The sequence below is a fragment of the Aureimonas altamirensis genome (assembly GCF_023702225.1).
Classification (GTDB): domain Bacteria; phylum Pseudomonadota; class Alphaproteobacteria; order Rhizobiales; family Rhizobiaceae; genus Aureimonas; species Aureimonas altamirensis_B.
Genome location: NZ_JAMQCO010000005.1, coordinates 120,394 through 136,133, shown reverse-complemented (window position 1 = coordinate 136,133; position 15,740 = coordinate 120,394). Strand labels below are relative to the sequence as shown.

Here is a 15,740-nt window from a genome sequence, read left to right as displayed (position 1 = left end):
GCCGATGCACTCGACCATGATGGATACGCCGGGCCGTTTCGGCATCGTTTCCCGGCTGTTCCACTGGGTGATGGTGGCGCTGCTGGCCTGGCAGTTCACCAGCGCCCTGCTGCGGGTCTTCGCCGAGGATACGACGCTGGAAGGCTTCTTCTGGTCGACCCACTACGCCGTCGGCTTCACCATATTCCTGCTGGCGATCCTGCGCGGCCTGTGGGGGCTGGCGAACCTGTCCCGGCGGCCGGGGCATTCCACGATCCGCTTCGGCCGGCTGGCCACGGTGGGCCATCTGGCGATGTATCTTCTGATGATCGTCATCCCGTTTCTCGCCATACTGCGCGCCTACGGCAACGGCAGGGGGTTCGCTCCCTACGGATTCGAGATATTCGCCGCCACGGGCGAGCGTATCCCGGTGCTGATCGCGCCGGCGAGCGCCGTGCACGGCCTGCTCGGGTGGGTGTTACTGGCGCTGATCGTCGGGCACATCGCCATGTTGGGGCTGCACGAGGCGGTCTGGAAAGATCGAATCGCTTCGCGGATGATCTGACGGGATGACGACGACCCCATGGCCTTGACCAGTTTCCAGAGACGGCGCCGGATCGCGCTGGCAGTACTCATCCTTCTCGTCGTCGGCGCCATCCCCTTCGTCAGGCCGCTCGGCGGCGGCGAGATGCACGAGGGGCTGGAGCAGCTCGGCATGTTCCTCATCGCCGCCGGCATCCTGGGCCGCCTCTGGTGCACCCTCTACATCGGCGGCCGCAAGGCCGCGGAGATCGTGGATACGGGCCCTTACGCCATGTGCCGCAACCCGCTGTACTTCTTCTCCGGCATCGCCGCCACGGGTGTCGGCGCGCAGACGGGCAGCATCACCATCGCCGCGCTCTTCGGCCTCGGCTGCCTGATCGCCTTCGCCATCGTCATCCGCCGCGAGGAGGCGTTCCTGGCCGAGCAGTTCGGCCCGGCCTATGCCCGCTATTGCGCGCGTGTGCCGCGCCTGATCCCGAATCCGTCGCTCTATCGCAGCCCGGATGCCGTGACCGTCAAGCCGCACATGCTATGGGCGACGTTGAAGGACGGGCTCGTCTTTTTCGTTTCGGTGCCCGCCTTCGAGGCGATCGAGCATTTCCAGGCCATCGGCCTTCTCGATCCGGTCATCGGCTTCTATTGATCACCCTGCCATGAAGGCGCGAAAGCGATCCGCCCAATCCTTGTGCCAACGAGACAATGGCGGCCGGTTGCCGATCACGTCCTCCGCCGCCCACTGGATGCGCTTTTCGTCGATCTCGCGCGTCACCTCGTTGTCGGGACACAGGATGTAGAAATCGCCCTCCGACAGGCGCGCCATCATGAAATCCACCGTCTCTTCCGGAGTCCAGGCAGCGTCCGGCTTGTCGGCCTGGCCGCGCGCCGTCAGCCCGGTGAAGACGAAGCCCGGAATCAGCAGCGCCGCCGTCACCGCGCAGCCCTCCCGCTCGCGCAACTCATGCGCAAGCGCTTCGGTAAACGCCTTCACGCCGGCCTTCGAGACATTGTAGGCCGGGTCGCCGGGCGGCGTGGTGATGCCCTGCTTGGAACCGGTGTTGACGATCAGGCCCGGCTCGCCATGCGCCAGCATGGCGGGCCCGAACGCCCGCGTGCCGTTGATCACCCCGCCCAGATTGACCGACAGGACGGCGTCCCAGTTCCTCTCCTCGCCGAAGATCGAGGAGCCGGGCTGGATTCCGGCGTTGTTCATCAGCACGTGGATCGGACCCAGCGTCCGCTCCAGGTGCGCGGCGGTCTTGGCCAACCCGGCCCTGTCCGTGACGTCGCAGGCGGCTGCCGCGACGTTGAGCTCCCCGCCGGCCTCGGTTTCGAGCATTTGCAGCGCCTCGGCGAGCTGCTCCATGTCGCGGTCCACGATGGCCACGTTCATGCCTTCGGCCAGGAACCGGCGGGCGGCGGCAAGGCCGATGCCGGCCGCCCCGCCCATCACGACCGCGTTGTGGTTGGGGGCGATTGCGGGGTGTGGCATGGACGGCTCCGGTGGATCTTTCGTTTCGGTCCCGCCTATTTCGGGCAGCAGGCCCGCATTGGCAAGTTGCGGCCGGCAAGCCGACTGATTATCGTGACGGCCGATGGTCCCGTGCCGCCCCCTGCGGCTTCGGGCTAAGAGGGAATGCGAAGGGCCGACCCAATCCGGGGGCCCGTATCGCAGCCGACCCCGCGACTGTAGAGCGGAGAGGTTCTTCCACCGGCATGCCGGAAACGCCACTGGGCTTGCCCCGGGAAGGCAGGAAGCAACCGCTGACCCGCGAGCCAGGAGACCTGCCATCGCTGAAGGGCGGCAATCCTGCCGCCGTCACGGAGGTTGAACCCGATGACCGCGCATTCCGCGTCGCAAACGCATGCCACTTCGTCCGGGCGCATCGCAACAGCGCTCTTCGCCCTCGTTCTCGGCGTCTTCTTCGTCTATGGCGCGGGCTTCGCCTCCGCCGATGCGCTGCACGACACCGCGCACGATGCGCGCCACGCCATGGGCCTTCCCTGCCACTGAGCCGGGACGGAGGAACGCACCATGCTGGCACGAACCCTTATCGCGGCCCTTCTGGCCGGAATGCTGGCTGGCCTGGCGATCACGCCGGTCCAGTCGCTGAAGACGACCCCCCTCATCCTTGCCGCCGAAATCTTCGAGGACGGCGGCGCACCTGCCCATGACCACGCGGCGGGCCTGTCACTCGTCACCCCCGCCAACGCCCATGGCGGCGAGGGCGAGGAAAGCGCCACCCTCGTCGCCAGCCGCCTCGGCGGAACGGCGATGGCCAACATCGTTCTGGGCGCCGGCTTCGCGCTGCTCCTCGCGGCGGTCAGCCTGGCATCCGACAGGCCGGTGACGGCCCGCAACGGCGCGGTCTGGGGCCTTGCCGGCTTTGCCGTCCTTACGCTGGCCCCGGCACTCGGCCTGCCGCCGGAGCTGCCGGCCATGCCCGCCGCCGACCTGGGGGCGCGGCAGGCCTGGTGGCTGATGGCCGTCGCATGCACCGGAGGCGGCCTGGCCGGCCTCGTCCTGTCTCGGCGCACATGGCAACGCCTTCTCGGCCTCGTGCTGATCGTGCTGCCCCTGTTCGTGCCGGCGCCGCACCCGGCCGAGCTGGCAAGCCCGATTCCGCCCAGCCTGGCGGCGGAGTTCGCCGTGGCGTCGCTGGCGACGTCCGCGCTCTTCTGGGTGTTGATCGGCCTGTTCTCCGGGCTGGTGCTCGACGCGATCCGGCGCAGCGCCGTGCCGCGCCCCGCGTGAGGCGGACCGTCTTCGTGCTCGGCGGAGCGCGCTCCGGCAAGAGCGCCTTCGCCGAGCGGCTTGCCGACGCGACCGGGCTCGAGCAGGTCTATATCGCGACGGGGCAAGCCTTCGACGCAGAGATGGTAGCGCGCATCGATGCGCATCGGCGCTCTCGCGGCACGGGCTGGCGCACCGTGGAAGCGCCGCAGGCCCTGACGCAAGCCATCCGGGCGGAAGCGCGCCAAGACCGCGTGCTTCTGGTGGACTGCCTGACCCTTTGGCTCAGCAATTGCCTCCTGGCGGACGGCGATATCGCCGCCGCCATCGACGAACTGGGCCGGATGCTGGAAGCGGCAGACGGCACGATCATCCTCGTTTCCAACGAGGTCGGCCTGTCGATCGTGCCCGAAAACGCTTTGGCCCGCGCCTTCCGCGATCATTCCGGCCGCATGAACCAGGCCATCGCGGCACGCGCCGACGAGGCCTGGCTGGTTGCCGCCGGGCTGCCGCTGAAACTGAAAGGATAGACATCATGACCCGCAAGATCCCCGCCACCGTCATCACCGGCTTCCTCGGCGCCGGCAAGACGACGCTTATCCGCAACCTCCTCGCCGATGCCGGGGACAGGAGAATCGCCCTCATCATCAACGAGTTCGGCGATCTGGGTGTCGACGGGGACGTGCTTCGGGCCTGCGCCGGCAGCGCCTGCCGGGAAGAGGATATCGTGGAGCTGACGAACGGCTGCATCTGCTGCACCGTGGCCGACGACTTCATCCCCACCATGACGAAGCTTCTCGAGCGCGCCGAAAAGCCGGATCACATCGTCATCGAGACATCGGGGCTGGCGCTGCCGCAACCGCTGGTCGCCGCCTTCAACTGGCCCGGCATCCGCGAGCAGGTGACGGTCGATGGTGTCGTCACCGTAATCGACACGGCGGCCGTCGCCGCCGGCCGCTTTGCCGATGACGAGGCCCGCCTGGCGGCGCAGCGTGCCGCCGACGACAGCCTCGGCCATGATAACCCGCTGGAAGAGCTGTTCGAGGACCAGATCCGGGCTGCGGACCTCGTCGTTCTCAACAAGGCCGACCTTGTGGACGCCACGGCGCTGGACGGCGTCCGCGCGCTCGTCGAGGCAGAGGCAGGGCGCAAGCTGCCGGTCTTGGCCGCGGAAGGCGGCAAGCTGCCCGCCGACGTGCTGATCGGCCTTCAGGCCGGGACCGAGGCGCTGATCGCCGGCCGCCGGTCGCATCACGAGATTCACCATGCCGACGGGCACGATCACGACCACGAGGATTTCGACAGTTTCCTGGTCGATATCGGCAAGGTTCCCTCGCGCGAAGCACTCGAAGACGCCCTCGAGGCCGTCATCGCCGAGTACGACATTCTCCGCCTTAAGGGGTTTGCCAGCATCGCGGGCAAGCCGATGCGCCTGCAGGTTCAGGCGGTGGGCAGACGTATCGACAGCTATTTCGACCGTCCGGCCGGACAGGACGAGGGAACGCGCCTTGTCGTCATCGGCCTGCATGACAGGCTGGACGGCGCCGCGCGGACGGCCATCACCGCGCGGCTGGAACAACTGACGACCCGCGCGGCGGCCTGACCCGATGCACCTGCTGCTGGCGGAAAAGGGATCTCTCGCCGAGACCGCCGAGGCGGTCGATCTCGGCCAGTCCCCGGGCGAAATCGTCGTTCTGTCGGCCGCCGATACGGAGCTTGCTTCCCTGTCGTCGGCGGCGCGTCGGTTGCACCTCGCGCCCGGTCGCCTGCGGCTGGCCAACCTGATGCGGCTGACGCATCCCATGTCGGTCGATACCTATGTGGAGCGGACCCTGTCGCGGGCCCGCCTCGTCGTCGTGCGGCTGCTGGGCGGCATCGGCTACTGGCCTTACGGCGTCGATGCATTGCGCGCCGCCGCGCAGCGCAAGGGCTTCGCCCTCACCTTCCTTCCGGGCGACGATCGCCCGGACCCCGCGCTGGACGCCGCCGGAACCGTTGCGCCGTCCGTTTGCGATCGGCTTGCGGCCTATCTGCGGGAAGGCGGCCCAGACAACGCCATGCACTTCGTCGAAGCCTGCGGCGCGGTGATCGACGATGGCGCATGGCCGCCGGATGCGCGCCCCCTGCTGCGAGCCGGCCTCATGGACCGCATATCGTATGCCGCGCCCGACGCGCCGGTGGCGTCCGTCATTTTCTACCGCGCGCTGATGCAAAGCGGCCAGACGGAGACGATCGAGTCGCTATGCGAGGGGCTGGAGCGCCGCGGCCTGCGCGCCCTTCCGATATTCGTGTCCAGCCTCAAGGATGCCGTCACGCAGGAGACGGTGCGCCATCTCTTCTCGGCCTCGCGGCCCGATGTCGTGTTGAACTGCACGGGCTTCGCAATATCGCCGGCCGGGCAGGCACACCGCCCCACGGTGCTCGATGAACAGGGCGCCCCGGTCATCCAGTGCGTGCTGTCCGGCACCAGCGAAGAGACGTGGGCAAGCTCCGACAGGGGGCTGGGCGTCCGCGACCTTGCCATGAACATCGCCCTGCCGGAGGTCGACGGGCGTGTCCTGGCCGGCGCGGTCGCCTTCAAGAGCGCGGCGACATGGGATCCCGTCTGCGAAGTGGATGTCGTCACCCATCGCCCGCTGGCGGCCAATATCGACTTCGCCTGCGCCCTGGCCGACCGATGGTCGCGCCTGAGGCGCAAGCCGACGGGGCAGCGCCGCATCGCGATGCTTCTTGCAAACTATCCCAATCGCGATGGCCGCATCGCCAACGGTGTCGGGCTGGACACGCCGGCCGGCGCCATGGCGGTGCTGACGGCCATGCGGCAGGCCGGATATCGGGTCGACGGCCTTCCCCATGACGGCAACCGCCTTGTGGAGCATCTGCTTGCCGGCGCCACCAACGCCGGCATCGCGGGCCGCGCCATCCGGGAAACCTTGACGCTCGAAGACTATGACGCCTTTTTCGCGACGCTGCCGCCGGCCCTTCGGCAGGCGGTGAGCGAGCGCTGGGGCCCGCCCCAGGACGATCCCTTCCATCTGGCCGGCATGGGCTTCGCCCTGCCCTTCGCGCGGTTCGGCAATAGTGTGGTCGGCATCCAGCCGGCCCGCGGCTACAATATCGATCCGAAGGAAAGCTACCACGCGCCCGATCTTCCGCCGCCGCACAACTACATCGCTGCCTATGCCTGGTTGCGAAGGATCTTTTGCGCGGATGCGGTCATCCACATGGGCAAGCACGGCAATCTCGAATGGCTGCCCGGCAAGGCGCTGGCCCTTTCGGAAGCCTGCGCACCACGCGCGATCCTGGGGCCGATGCCGCATCTCTACCCATTCATCGTCAACGACCCGGGCGAAGGCACTCAGGCCAAGCGGCGCAACGCCGCCGTGATCGTCGATCATCTGACGCCGCCCTTGGCGCGCGCTGAAAGCTACGGGGTGCTGCGCGACCTGGAAGGGTTGGTCGACGAATATTACGAGGCCGAGCAAGGCGACAGGCGGCGGGCGGACGCCCTGCGCCCGAAGATCCTGCAACTGGCCGTCGACAGCGGCCTTGCCGAAGATGCCGGCATCGCGGGCGAAGCCCTTCCCGACGCCGCTCTCGTAAAGCTCGATGCCTATCTGTGCGACCTGAAGGAGATGCAGATACGGGATGGGCTCCATATCTTCGGCCGGTCGCCGGAAGGCGGCCTGCGCGACGAACTGATCGTCGCGATGCTGCGCCTGCCACGCGGAACGGGGCCGCAGGACGCCTCGCTGATGCGCGCGCTGGCGCAGGATCTGGAGCTTGGGGATTTCGATCCGCTATCCTGTGAATTCTCGACGCCCTGGACCGGACCTCGGCCACACCTTCTCGACAGGTTGTCCACAGACCCGTGGCGCAGTTGCGGGGATACGGTCGAAAGGCTGGAGCTGCTTTGCAGCCGGCTTGTCGCCGGCACGCTCGGCGCGGATATCCCCATGCCGTCAGCGGCTCCGGTTCTGGCGTTCATGCGAGAAACTCTGGCACCCGCCGTGGACGGCTGTGGACAAGCGGAACTGACCGGCCTTCTGACCGGGCTGGACGGCCGTTTCCTTGCCCCCGGCCCCTCCGGCGCGCCGACGCGCGGGCGGCCGGACGTGCTGCCGACCGGACGCAATTTCTATTCAGTCGATACACGGGCCGTCCCCACCGAGACGGCTTTCGCCCTCGGGCGGAAATCCGCCGAGGCGCTGGTGACGCGGCATTTGCAGGATCATGGCGAATGGCTCCGCGCCATCGGCCTGACGGTATGGGGCACGGCTAATATGCGCACCGGCGGCGACGATATCGCGCAGGCCCTGGCGCTCATCGGCGCGCGGCCCGTCTGGGACGGCGGGTCGCGGCGCGTCACAGGTTTCGAGATCGTGCCGCTTGCGGCGCTCGGCCGGCCACGCGTCGATGTCACGTTGCGGATTTCCGGCTTTTTCCGAGATGCGTTCCCCGAGCAGATCGCCCTGTTCGATGCCGCCGCGCGCGCGGTCGGCGCCCTCGACGAACCCGACGCGGACAACCCTCTTGCCGCCCGCATGCGCGATGATGCGGCGGCGCTGGTGGAAGGCGGCTCGACACCGGAAGAGGCGCGGCGGCGAGCAGGCTTCCGCGTCTTCGGCGCGCGCCCCGGCGCCTATGGCGCGGGCCTGCAGGCGCTGATCGACGAAGGCGGCTGGACCGACAGGCGAGACTTCGCGGAAGCCTTTCTCGTCTGGGGCGGCTATGCCTATGGCGCGGACGGCGAAGGCGAGGTCGACAGGCAGGCACTGGAAACGCGGCTGTCGCAGGTCGACGCCGTGGTGCAGAACCAGGACAACCGCGAGCACGACCTTCTGGATTCCGACGATTACTATCAGTTCGAGGGCGGCATGAGTGCGGCGGTCGAGACGCTGACGGGCAAGCGTCCGCATGCCTATCACAACGACCATTCGCGGCCCGAGCGCCCGGTCGTCCGAACCCTCGACGAGGAGATCGGCCGCGTGCTGCGCGCACGCGTCGTCAATCCGAAATGGATATCGGGCGTCATGCGCCATGGCTACAAGGGCGCCTTCGAGATCACCGCCACGGTGGACTACCTCTTCGCCTTCGCCGCCACGACGGGCGCGGTGCGCGACCATCACTTCGACCTGGTGCACGCGGCTTTCGTGGCCGACGAGACCGTCAGCGCCTTCATGCGCGCCAACAACCCGGCCGCCTACCGCGAAATGGTGGACCGCCTGGCCGAGGCGGTGGAGCGGGGCCTCTGGCGTCCGCGCTCCAATGCCGCCCGCTTCGAACTCGACCGCAAGGGGACGCTGCAATGACCGTGAAGAATGAGAAGATCGCCGGGATGAGCGATGCCGAGCTGGATGCACGCCACGCGGAGAAGATGCGCAAGAAGAAGGCCGCGCGCGACAAGATCATCGCCACCAAGACGCAGGAAAAGGGCCTCGTGATCGTCCACACCGGCAAGGGCAAGGGCAAGTCCACGGCGGCGTTCGGCCTTGTCTTCCGGGCGCTGGGCAACGGCATGAAGGTTGCCATCGTGCAGTTCGTGAAGGGCAAGTGGGAAACGGGCGAGCGTCAGGCCCTGACGCGTTTCGCCGACGAAGTCACCATCACCGCCATGGGCGACGGCTTCACCTGGGAAACACAGGACCGGCAGCGCGACATCGCCGCCGCACGCGCCGCCTGGGAGCGCGCCAAGGCGCTGATAGCCGACGCCGAACACCAGATGGTGGTGCTGGACGAGCTGAACATCGTGCTGCGCTACGATTACCTGCCGGTGGAGGAGGTGGTCGAATTCCTGCGAACGTCGAAGCCGCCCATGAAGCATGTCGTCATCACCGGGCGGAACGCAAAGGACGAACTGATCGAAGCCGCCGACCTGGTGACGGAGATGGAGCAGGTCAAGCACCCCTTCCGCGCCGGCATCAAGGCGCAGAAGGGTATCGAATACTGACCCCGCCCATGGCGTGTCGCACTCTACCGGTAGACGACTCTCGTCCTGCACATCATGTCGTGGAGCCCCTGCTTCTCCCGAGTCCAGCCAACCATCAGGACGCCTATGAGCAAGCAGAACATGGATATGGATCGGGACAGGAAGCGGCCGAGCGCCAATCGGTAGCCGATCGGTTTGCCGTCGGTCCGGACGATGCGAAGTCCCAGAATCTGCTTGCCCCACGTTGCCTGCGCCGGGCGCGCAACCAGGAGGATATTGTAGGCGAGAAGCGCCGTGATCACGACGAGTGTTTCCGCGGCCTGCCAGTTCGAGGACGGGCTGAACTGCTGAAGGAAGGTCAACACGAAAGATACAGGCGACAGTATGAGGACGTCGATCACGTAAGCGGCCGCCCTGATCCAGAAGCCGCCGTATCGCACGGTCGCTGGAGCGCTGACGTGAGCAACGCCCTCACTCGGCACGTCCGCTGCATCCGGGTCGAGATGATCGGTCAAAACATCGGGCATAATTGGTTTCCCACACATCTACAGGATGTGAGGTCTTGAGCACCCGACAATACGATTTTCAATATCGTATATCGTTTACATCTTTCCCGTGTGTTCGGCTGAGCGGGAAACGCTCTAGGCCGGAAAGGCCAGCGGCCGCTTCCCCGGGCCCTGCGGCAGGACGTCCATCGCTACGCCGTAGATGCGTTGCAGCTCTTCCGGCGTCATGATCGCCTCGGGCGAACCGCGCGCGATCAGCTTTCCTTGCTTCAGCGCCAAGATCTCGTCGCAGAAGCGTGCCGCCATGTTGACGTCGTGAAGCACAACGACCACACCGAGGCCGCGCTCCGCCGAAAGGCGATGCACCAGCGACAGAACCTCGATCTGGTGTGCGACGTCCAGCGCCGAGATCGGCTCGTCCAGCAGCAGGCATTCGGCGTCCTGAGCTACCAGCATGGCCAGCCAGACACGCTGGCGTTCGCCGCCGGACAGCGTATCCACCTGCCGATCGGCGAAGCTCTGGATATCGGTCAGCGCCATCGCCTCCTCCACCTTGGCGCGGTCGCCCTCGCCGAAACGGCCAAGCGCGCCGTGCCAGGGATACCGGCCCAGCGCCACGAGTTCGCGCACGAGCATCCCCGTGGCGGCCGGCGTATATTGCGGCAGGTAGGCCACCTTGCGCGCGAAGGCGCGCTCGCCCCATTCCTTCAACGCCTTTCCCTCGAAGCGGATCGCGCCGCGCGTCGGCGGCTCCTGCCGGGCCAGCATCTTCAAAAGGGTCGATTTGCCGGAGCCGTTATGGCCGATCAACCCGATCACCCGGCCGGCCGGCAACGTCAGGTCGAGCGGTCCGACAAGGGCCCGCTCCCCGATCGCGTAGGTCAGGCCCTCGGCGGCGAACAGGGGCTCTGAGACGGCAAAGCCGCAGTCCGGCACATCCTGAAGCTTGGCGGTCACGCTCATCGCAAAAATCCTTCGCTTGCGACTCAGCTTTCACCACGACCGGGTCGGCGTTGCAACAGCCAGATCGCGGGTCAACCGCCATGCAGCTTGAGCGGCGGCCCGCGCGTCGGCGACAACAGGTCGGCGAGGATGGCGACCGAGCCGCGCACCGGGCCGAGGACGCGCCACTGATGCTGACGCTGCAACGCGTCATAGGCTGCGATGGCGAACTGGCCGTGGATCAGTATGTCCTGCTTGCGGCGTCCTATGATGCCGATCGCTCCAGCCCCGGCAAGCGATACGAGCCGCCCCTTGTTCTGGAAGCGGAACGGCCTGACCGGCTCGTTTCGCATCACGCGCGGCAGCGCCGCGGCAAGGTAGGCGGCCTGCTGGCTGGCGGCCTGCGCGGTGGGCGGCAATGGCTTTTCCGCTCCTGCAGGAATGCAGGCCGCGGCGTCGCCGAGGACGTAGATGCAATCGTCGGTGGTGGATCGCAGATGGCTGTCCACCTCGATTCGCCCCTTGTCGTCGTAATCGAACCGGCCGAGGTTGCGCAGTACCGGGTTTCCGACGAGGCCGGCGGCCCATACCGAGATGTCCACCGGCCAGGCCTCGCCCTTGGCGGTGCGGATCTCGTCCTTGTCCACCACGGTGATGCGTGCGTCGGTCACGGTCTTGATGTCGAGCCCGCGAAGCCGCTCGACAAGCTTCTCGCGCAGGGCGGTCTCGGCGCCCGGCATCAGCTCGGGCGCGGCCTCCAGGATGGTGATGTCGAGCAGTTTGCGGCCGCGGGGCACCGGCCCCTTGCTGCTCCAGTCGAAGAAGGCGCGCTCCGAGGCGCGCAGATGCGCGGCGAGTTCCGTTCCCGTGGCGCCGGAGCCGACGATCACGACATCGGCGGGAACACCCGTGGCGCGGGCACGGATCATTTCGTTGATGAAGCGCTTGCGGAACGCATCCGCATCGTTTGCCGCATCCAGCCGAATCGCGTTCTCGGCAACGCCGGTCGTGTTGAAATCGGGCGTGACCCCGCCCAGCGCGACCACGCAGTAATCATAGGTCAGGAGACGTTCCGGCACCACGACCTCGCCGGCATCGTCATGGATGGCGGCAAGGCGCACGGCCTTCATGGCGTGCTCGATGCCGATGACGCTGCCCTGCTCGAAATGGAAGCCGCGCAACTGGCCGAGGACGTAGAAGGAAATTTCCGCCAGGGAGGAGGATACCGTACCGGCCGCGAATTCGTGCAGGCGCGGCTTCCACAGATGCGACGTCACCCTGTCGATCAGGGTCACGTCGATATCCCGGCCGCCCGCCAACTGCACCGCCAGTTCCAGCCCGCCTGCCCCGCCGCCGAGGATCAGGATGCGCGTCTGCCTTGCCAACTCCCTTGCCTCCCTGTCAGCCGAACAGGCCCGTCAGCCCCACGATGATGAGATAGAATGCCACGATGTAGTTCAGCAGTCGCGGCATGATGAGAATGAGAACGCCGGCAATCAGGGCGACGACAGGCTGGATGACGATAACGTCCATGGGAATCCTCTCCGGGTGTGTCCGTGAGAGGAAATAGGCGCGTTCAGGCCATGTACCACCCATGGCTGGGCACGATCGACTGGCCGGTCAGCGCGTTGGAGCGGAATGCCGCAAGAAACACGGCGACGTCCGCGACGTCATCCAGCGTGGTGAACTCCTTGTCCACCGTGCGCCCCAGCATGACGCGCTCGACGACCTCCTGTTCGGAGATGCCGAGATCGCGCGCCTGTTCGGGAATCTGCCTCTCCACCAGCGGCGTGCGGACGAAGCCGGGGCAGATGATGTTGGAGCGTACCCCGTGGGGGCCGCCCTCCCGCGCCATCACGCGCGCCAGGCCGAGGATGGCATGCTTGGCGGCGACATAGGCGCTCTTGAGCGGCGATGGTTCGTGGCTGTGCACCGAACCCATATAGATGAGCGAGCCCGATTTCTGCGGGTACATGTGACGTATGCAGGCCTTCGTCAGAAGGAAGCTGCCACCGAGATGGATGTCCACGACCTTGCGGAATTCCTCGTAGGGGAAATCCTCGACCGGGTGGACGATCTGGATGCCGGCATTGGCGACCATCGTGTCGATCCGCCCGAACCGCTCGATGGTCTGGGCGACGCCCTCCTCCACGGCCCGCTCGTCGGTCACGTCCATGGTCACGGCGAGGGCCTCGCCTCCGGCGGCGGCGACCGCCTCCACGGTGCGGGCCGCAGCACCGGCATCGATGTCGCTGACGGCGACGCGCGCGCCTTCGCGCGCGTAGGCCATGGCGATCTGGCGGCCGATGCCGGAGCCGGCCCCCGTGACGATCGCGACATTCCCCTCAAGCTGCGGCATGTGTCCGTTTCTCCCCTTCCGGCCCGGCACGAGGATAGCCGAGCCGGAAGCGGACCGGAAAGCAGAAAAATCAGGCGTCGCGGGTCGCTTCGTCCGCCCCGGCGGCCGGCGGCTCGACCGGCGCCTTCGGGCCGCCCTTCGATACGCCCACCAGGGCCGGCCGCAGGACGCGCTCGCCTATGGCGTAGCCGTCCTGCACCACCTCGACCACCGTGTTGGCGGGTATCTCGGCGTTGGGCACCTCGAACATGGCCTGATGGAAGTTCGGATCGAACCTCTGGCCCTTCGGCTCCAGCTTGCGCACTCCATGGCTTTCCAGCGCAGACAGCATCGAGCGGGCCGTCATGTCGACGCCCTCGACCAGCGACTTGAAGCCGCTGTCCGCCCCGTCGCGCGCCTCGGCCGGAATGGCCTGGAGGGCGCGGGAGAGATTGTCGGAAACGCCCAGCATGTCCCGGGCGAAGCCGGCGACGGCGAACTGGCGCGCATCGCGGATCTCGCGTTCGGTACGGCGGCGCAGGTTCTCCATGTCGGCCGCAACGCGCAGCATCCGGTCCTTCAGTTCGGCGTTCTCGGCCTCCAGCGTGGCCAGCCTTTCGGCGTCGGCGGCCGCCGCGCCCTCGCCCCAGCCGGGCGTCGCGGCGTCGTCGGCAGCGCCAGCGGTCTCGGTCTTCTGTTCCACGCCTTCGTCGTGGCGCGTACCGTTTTCGCTGTTCGTCATCGTGTCAGGCTCTCCTTTGCGTGCCGCCGCCCGTGCGGCGGAACAGATCGATCCCGCCGCATATCGAATGCGGCCGCCTCAAAATCAAGGTCACGGGCGGCCGGCGCCGCCGCCCAGAAGCCGCGAAACCAGCCGCGCCGTGTAATCGACCATGGGCACGATGCGCCGGTAGTTGAGGCGCGTCGGCCCGATGACGCCGACAGCGCCGATGACGCGCTCCGCGCCGTCGCGATACGGCGCGATGACCAGCGATGACCCCGACATTGAGAAAAGCTTGTTCTCCGACCCGATGAAGATGCGCACCCCATCGCCGGATTCGGCCAGGTCGACCAGTTCCATGATGGAGCTCTTGGTTTCGAGATCGTTGAACAGATGGCGCAGGCGCTCCAGGTCGGCGGCGGCCGATACGTTCTCGATCAGGTTGGCGCGCCCGCGCACGATCAGGCGGCTCGGCTGGTCGGCGCTCGCGCCCGACCATACGGCGATGCCCGCATCCACCATTTCCTGGGAGAGCTTGTCCAGTTCGCTGGCCGTCTGACGCCTGAGGTCGCCCAACCGCTCATGCGCCTCGCTGAGCGTTCGTCCGACCACGTTGGCATTGAGGAAATTGGCGGCCTCGACCAACTGCGAGGACGTCACGCCGGGTGGCAGGTCCACGACGCGGTTCTCGACATCGCCATTCTCGCCGACCAGGACGGCCAGCGCCCGCTTAGGGTCGAGCCGGATGAAATCCACATGCTTGAGCCGCAGGTCGTTCTTGCCTGCCATCACCAGGCCGGCCCCGCGCGACAGGCCGGACAGAAGCTGGCTCGCTTCCGTCAGCAGCGTATCGACGGAGCGCGTGTCTCCCAGCGAGCGCACATGCTCCTCGATCCGGCCGCGCTCGGCATCCGGCATGTCTCCGACCTCCAGGAAGGCGTCGACGAAGAAGCGCAGGCCAAGCTCGGTCGGCACGCGGCCGGCGCTGACATGCGGCGCGTAGATCAGTCCGAGCGCCTCCAGGTCGCTCATGACGTTGCGGACCGAGGCCGGCGACAGGCTCTGCGTCAGGAGGCGCGAGATATTGCGCGAGCCCACCGGCTCGCCATTGTCGAGATAGGAATCGACGATCAGCCGGAAGATGTCGCGGGACCGCTCGTCGAGCGTCGCGCCGACGCCCGTTCCGAATGGATCGTTGGTGGGGGTGGTCCTGTACTTCATGGCTCTACCATCAACATAAGCGCCTGCCGGCGCTTCCGTCCAGCGTCGAAAGATTCTACATCACGCGAGAACAAGCGGACCACCCCAAGACGATACGGGACACAAGCCTCATGCGGCCATCCAAGCGCGCGGCGCACGAACTGCGCAACGTCACACTCGAACGCGGCGTCTCCCGCCATGCCGAAGGCTCGTGCCTGGTGCGCTTCGGCGATACGCACGTCCTGTGCACGGCCAGTCTCGAAGAGCGCGTGCCCGGCTGGCTGAAGAACACCGGCAAGGGTTGGGTGACGGCAGAGTACGGCATGCTGCCGCGCGCGACCGGAGACAGGATGCGCCGCGAGGCCGCATCGGGCAAGCAATCCGGTCGCACGCAGGAAATCCAGCGCCTGATCGGCCGCTCGCTGCGCGCCATCGTCGATCTCCAGGCGCTGGGCGAGCGCCAGATCACCGTGGACTGCGACGTCATCCAGGCCGATGGCGGCACCCGCACCGCCGCCATCACGGGTGCCTTCGTGGCGCTGTCCGACTGCCTGTCCTGGATGGAGCAGCGCGGCATGGTCAAGCGCGCCGCCGTCCTGAAGGATCATGTCGCGGCCATCTCGTGCGGCATCCACAACGGCCAGCCGGTGATCGACCTCGACTACCTGGAGGATTCGTCCGCCGGAACGGACGCCAATTTCGTCATGACGGGGCGTGGCGGCATCGTGGAGATCCAGGGTACGGCCGAAGGCGAGCCGTTCAGCGAAGACGAGTTGAAGGCGCTCATGGACCTTGCCAAGGCCGGCATCGCCGAACTCGTCGAGAAGCAGAAGGCGGTCCTTGCCGGCTGA

General features: G+C 67.2%; 17 protein-coding genes and 1 riboswitch. Of the genes, 9 read left to right on the top strand and 8 right to left on the bottom strand.

Annotated elements, in window-relative coordinates; all coding sequences use genetic code 11:
* Window positions 1–4 precede the first annotated feature (4 nt).
* Both NDN16_RS10155 and NDN16_RS10150 read left to right on the top strand, forming a co-directional pair.
* Window positions 5–544 (top strand): cytochrome b, encoded by a 540-nt coding sequence (locus NDN16_RS10155; RefSeq protein WP_251113510.1) that lies wholly within the window; start codon window positions 5–7, stop codon window positions 542–544.
* A gap of 18 nt (window positions 545–562) precedes the next feature.
* Window positions 563–1,165 carry a methyltransferase family protein gene (locus NDN16_RS10150; RefSeq protein ID WP_251113509.1) on the top strand — a complete coding sequence of 201 codons (603 nt, stop codon included), beginning with the start codon at window positions 563–565 and terminating at the stop codon, window positions 1,163–1,165.
* Here NDN16_RS10150 and NDN16_RS10145 read toward each other — a convergent pair whose 3' ends face one another.
* Entirely contained in the window at window positions 1,166–2,011 is an 846-nt protein-coding gene (locus NDN16_RS10145; RefSeq protein WP_251113508.1) for an SDR family NAD(P)-dependent oxidoreductase, read from the bottom strand.
* An 87-nt stretch (window positions 2,012–2,098) separates the two neighbouring features.
* Window positions 2,099–2,326, top strand: a riboswitch (cobalamin riboswitch).
* A gap of 30 nt (window positions 2,327–2,356) precedes the next feature.
* On the opposite strand from NDN16_RS10145, the gene NDN16_RS10140 reads away from it, so the two are divergent.
* Genes NDN16_RS10140 through cobO form a run of 6 tightly spaced genes read left to right on the top strand, consistent with a single transcriptional unit; the run spans window position 2,357 to window position 9,203 of the window.
* Entirely contained in the window at window positions 2,357–2,533 is a 177-nt protein-coding gene (locus NDN16_RS10140) for a CbtB domain-containing protein (RefSeq protein WP_251113507.1), read from the top strand.
* 21 nt (window positions 2,534–2,554) lie between these two features.
* Window positions 2,555–3,274 (top strand): CbtA family protein, encoded by a 720-nt coding sequence (locus NDN16_RS10135; RefSeq protein ID WP_251113506.1) that lies wholly within the window; start codon window positions 2,555–2,557, stop codon window positions 3,272–3,274.
* Entirely contained in the window at window positions 3,271–3,783 is a 513-nt protein-coding gene (cobU, locus tag NDN16_RS10130) for a bifunctional adenosylcobinamide kinase/adenosylcobinamide-phosphate guanylyltransferase (RefSeq protein WP_251113505.1), read from the top strand. The genes NDN16_RS10135 and cobU overlap by 4 nt, the downstream gene beginning before the upstream one ends.
* Before the next feature lie 2 nt (window positions 3,784–3,785).
* Window positions 3,786–4,856 carry a cobalamin biosynthesis protein CobW gene (cobW, locus tag NDN16_RS10125; protein WP_251113696.1) on the top strand — a complete coding sequence of 357 codons (1,071 nt, stop codon included), beginning with the start codon at window positions 3,786–3,788 and terminating at the stop codon, window positions 4,854–4,856.
* 4 nt (window positions 4,857–4,860) lie between these two features.
* Window positions 4,861–8,565, top strand: coding sequence for a cobaltochelatase subunit CobN (gene cobN, locus NDN16_RS10120; protein WP_251113504.1), 3,705 nt, complete (start codon window positions 4,861–4,863; stop codon window positions 8,563–8,565).
* Window positions 8,562–9,203: a cob(I)yrinic acid a,c-diamide adenosyltransferase gene (cobO, locus tag NDN16_RS10115; protein ID WP_251113503.1), complete on the top strand. Its 642-nt coding sequence runs from the start codon at window positions 8,562–8,564 to the stop codon at window positions 9,201–9,203. Before cobN ends, cobO begins: the two co-directional genes overlap by 4 nt.
* Window positions 9,204–9,226: 23 nt before the next feature.
* Here the strand turns inward: cobO and NDN16_RS10110 are convergent, their stop codons facing one another.
* The 7 genes from NDN16_RS10110 to hrcA all read right to left on the bottom strand — a co-directional run bounded on the left by NDN16_RS10110 (window position 9,227) and on the right by hrcA (window position 14,910).
* The gene (locus NDN16_RS10110; RefSeq protein ID WP_251113502.1) at window positions 9,227–9,709 is read right to left on the bottom strand and encodes an RDD family protein; all 483 of its coding nucleotides are present in this window, start codon (window positions 9,707–9,709) and stop codon (window positions 9,227–9,229) included.
* A gap of 114 nt (window positions 9,710–9,823) precedes the next feature.
* On the bottom strand, window positions 9,824–10,651 hold the full coding sequence (locus NDN16_RS10105) for an ATP-binding cassette domain-containing protein (RefSeq protein WP_251113501.1): 828 nt from the start codon (window positions 10,649–10,651) through the stop codon (window positions 9,824–9,826).
* 71 nt (window positions 10,652–10,722) lie between these two features.
* Window positions 10,723–12,015, bottom strand: coding sequence for an NAD(P)/FAD-dependent oxidoreductase (locus NDN16_RS10100; RefSeq protein ID WP_251113500.1), 1,293 nt, complete (start codon window positions 12,013–12,015; stop codon window positions 10,723–10,725).
* A gap of 16 nt (window positions 12,016–12,031) precedes the next feature.
* On the bottom strand, window positions 12,032–12,163 hold the full coding sequence (locus NDN16_RS10095) for a DUF3096 domain-containing protein (protein ID WP_192388414.1): 132 nt from the start codon (window positions 12,161–12,163) through the stop codon (window positions 12,032–12,034).
* 43 nt (window positions 12,164–12,206) lie between these two features.
* Window positions 12,207–12,989 carry a 3-hydroxybutyrate dehydrogenase gene (locus NDN16_RS10090; RefSeq protein WP_251113499.1) on the bottom strand — a complete coding sequence of 261 codons (783 nt, stop codon included), beginning with the start codon at window positions 12,987–12,989 and terminating at the stop codon, window positions 12,207–12,209.
* Window positions 12,990–13,059: 70 nt separating this feature from the next.
* Window positions 13,060–13,710 carry a nucleotide exchange factor GrpE gene (gene grpE, locus NDN16_RS10085; protein ID WP_251113498.1) on the bottom strand — a complete coding sequence of 217 codons (651 nt, stop codon included), beginning with the start codon at window positions 13,708–13,710 and terminating at the stop codon, window positions 13,060–13,062.
* 90 nt (window positions 13,711–13,800) lie between these two features.
* A complete protein-coding gene (gene hrcA / locus NDN16_RS10080) occupies window positions 13,801–14,910 on the bottom strand; it encodes a heat-inducible transcriptional repressor HrcA (protein WP_251113497.1) in 1,110 nt (369 codons plus the stop codon).
* 110 nt (window positions 14,911–15,020) lie between these two features.
* Here hrcA and rph point away from each other — a divergent pair, with 110 nt between their 5' ends.
* A complete protein-coding gene (gene rph, locus NDN16_RS10075) occupies window positions 15,021–15,740 on the top strand; it encodes a ribonuclease PH (protein WP_251113496.1) in 720 nt (239 codons plus the stop codon).

Excerpts from the sequence above, each read along its gene's own strand:
- NDN16_RS10150 (WP_251113509.1), top strand. The coding sequence starts at position 563 with ATGGCCTTGACCAGTTTCCAGAGACGGCGCCGGATCGCGCTGGCAGTA.
- rph (WP_251113496.1), top strand. The coding sequence starts at position 15,021 with ATGCGGCCATCCAAGCGCGCGGCGCACGAACTGCGCAACGTCACACTC.
- NDN16_RS10090 (WP_251113499.1), bottom strand. The coding sequence starts at position 12,989 with ATGCCGCAGCTTGAGGGGAATGTCGCGATCGTCACGGGGGCCGGCTCC.
- NDN16_RS10105 (WP_251113501.1), bottom strand. The coding sequence starts at position 10,651 with ATGAGCGTGACCGCCAAGCTTCAGGATGTGCCGGACTGCGGCTTTGCC.
- hrcA (WP_251113497.1), bottom strand. The coding sequence starts at position 14,910 with ATGAAGTACAGGACCACCCCCACCAACGATCCATTCGGAACGGGCGTC.
- NDN16_RS10095 (WP_192388414.1), bottom strand. The coding sequence starts at position 12,163 with ATGGACGTTATCGTCATCCAGCCTGTCGTCGCCCTGATTGCCGGCGTT.
- NDN16_RS10145 (WP_251113508.1), bottom strand. The coding sequence starts at position 2,011 with ATGCCACACCCCGCAATCGCCCCCAACCACAACGCGGTCGTGATGGGC.
- NDN16_RS10140 (WP_251113507.1), top strand. The coding sequence starts at position 2,357 with ATGACCGCGCATTCCGCGTCGCAAACGCATGCCACTTCGTCCGGGCGC.
- grpE (WP_251113498.1), bottom strand. The coding sequence starts at position 13,710 with ATGACGAACAGCGAAAACGGTACGCGCCACGACGAAGGCGTGGAACAG.
- cobO (WP_251113503.1), top strand. The coding sequence starts at position 8,562 with ATGACCGTGAAGAATGAGAAGATCGCCGGGATGAGCGATGCCGAGCTG.
- NDN16_RS10110 (WP_251113502.1), bottom strand. The coding sequence starts at position 9,709 with ATGCCCGATGTTTTGACCGATCATCTCGACCCGGATGCAGCGGACGTG.
- NDN16_RS10155 (WP_251113510.1), top strand. The coding sequence starts at position 5 with ATGCACTCGACCATGATGGATACGCCGGGCCGTTTCGGCATCGTTTCC.
- cobN (WP_251113504.1), top strand. The coding sequence starts at position 4,861 with ATGCACCTGCTGCTGGCGGAAAAGGGATCTCTCGCCGAGACCGCCGAG.
- NDN16_RS10135 (WP_251113506.1), top strand. The coding sequence starts at position 2,555 with ATGCTGGCACGAACCCTTATCGCGGCCCTTCTGGCCGGAATGCTGGCT.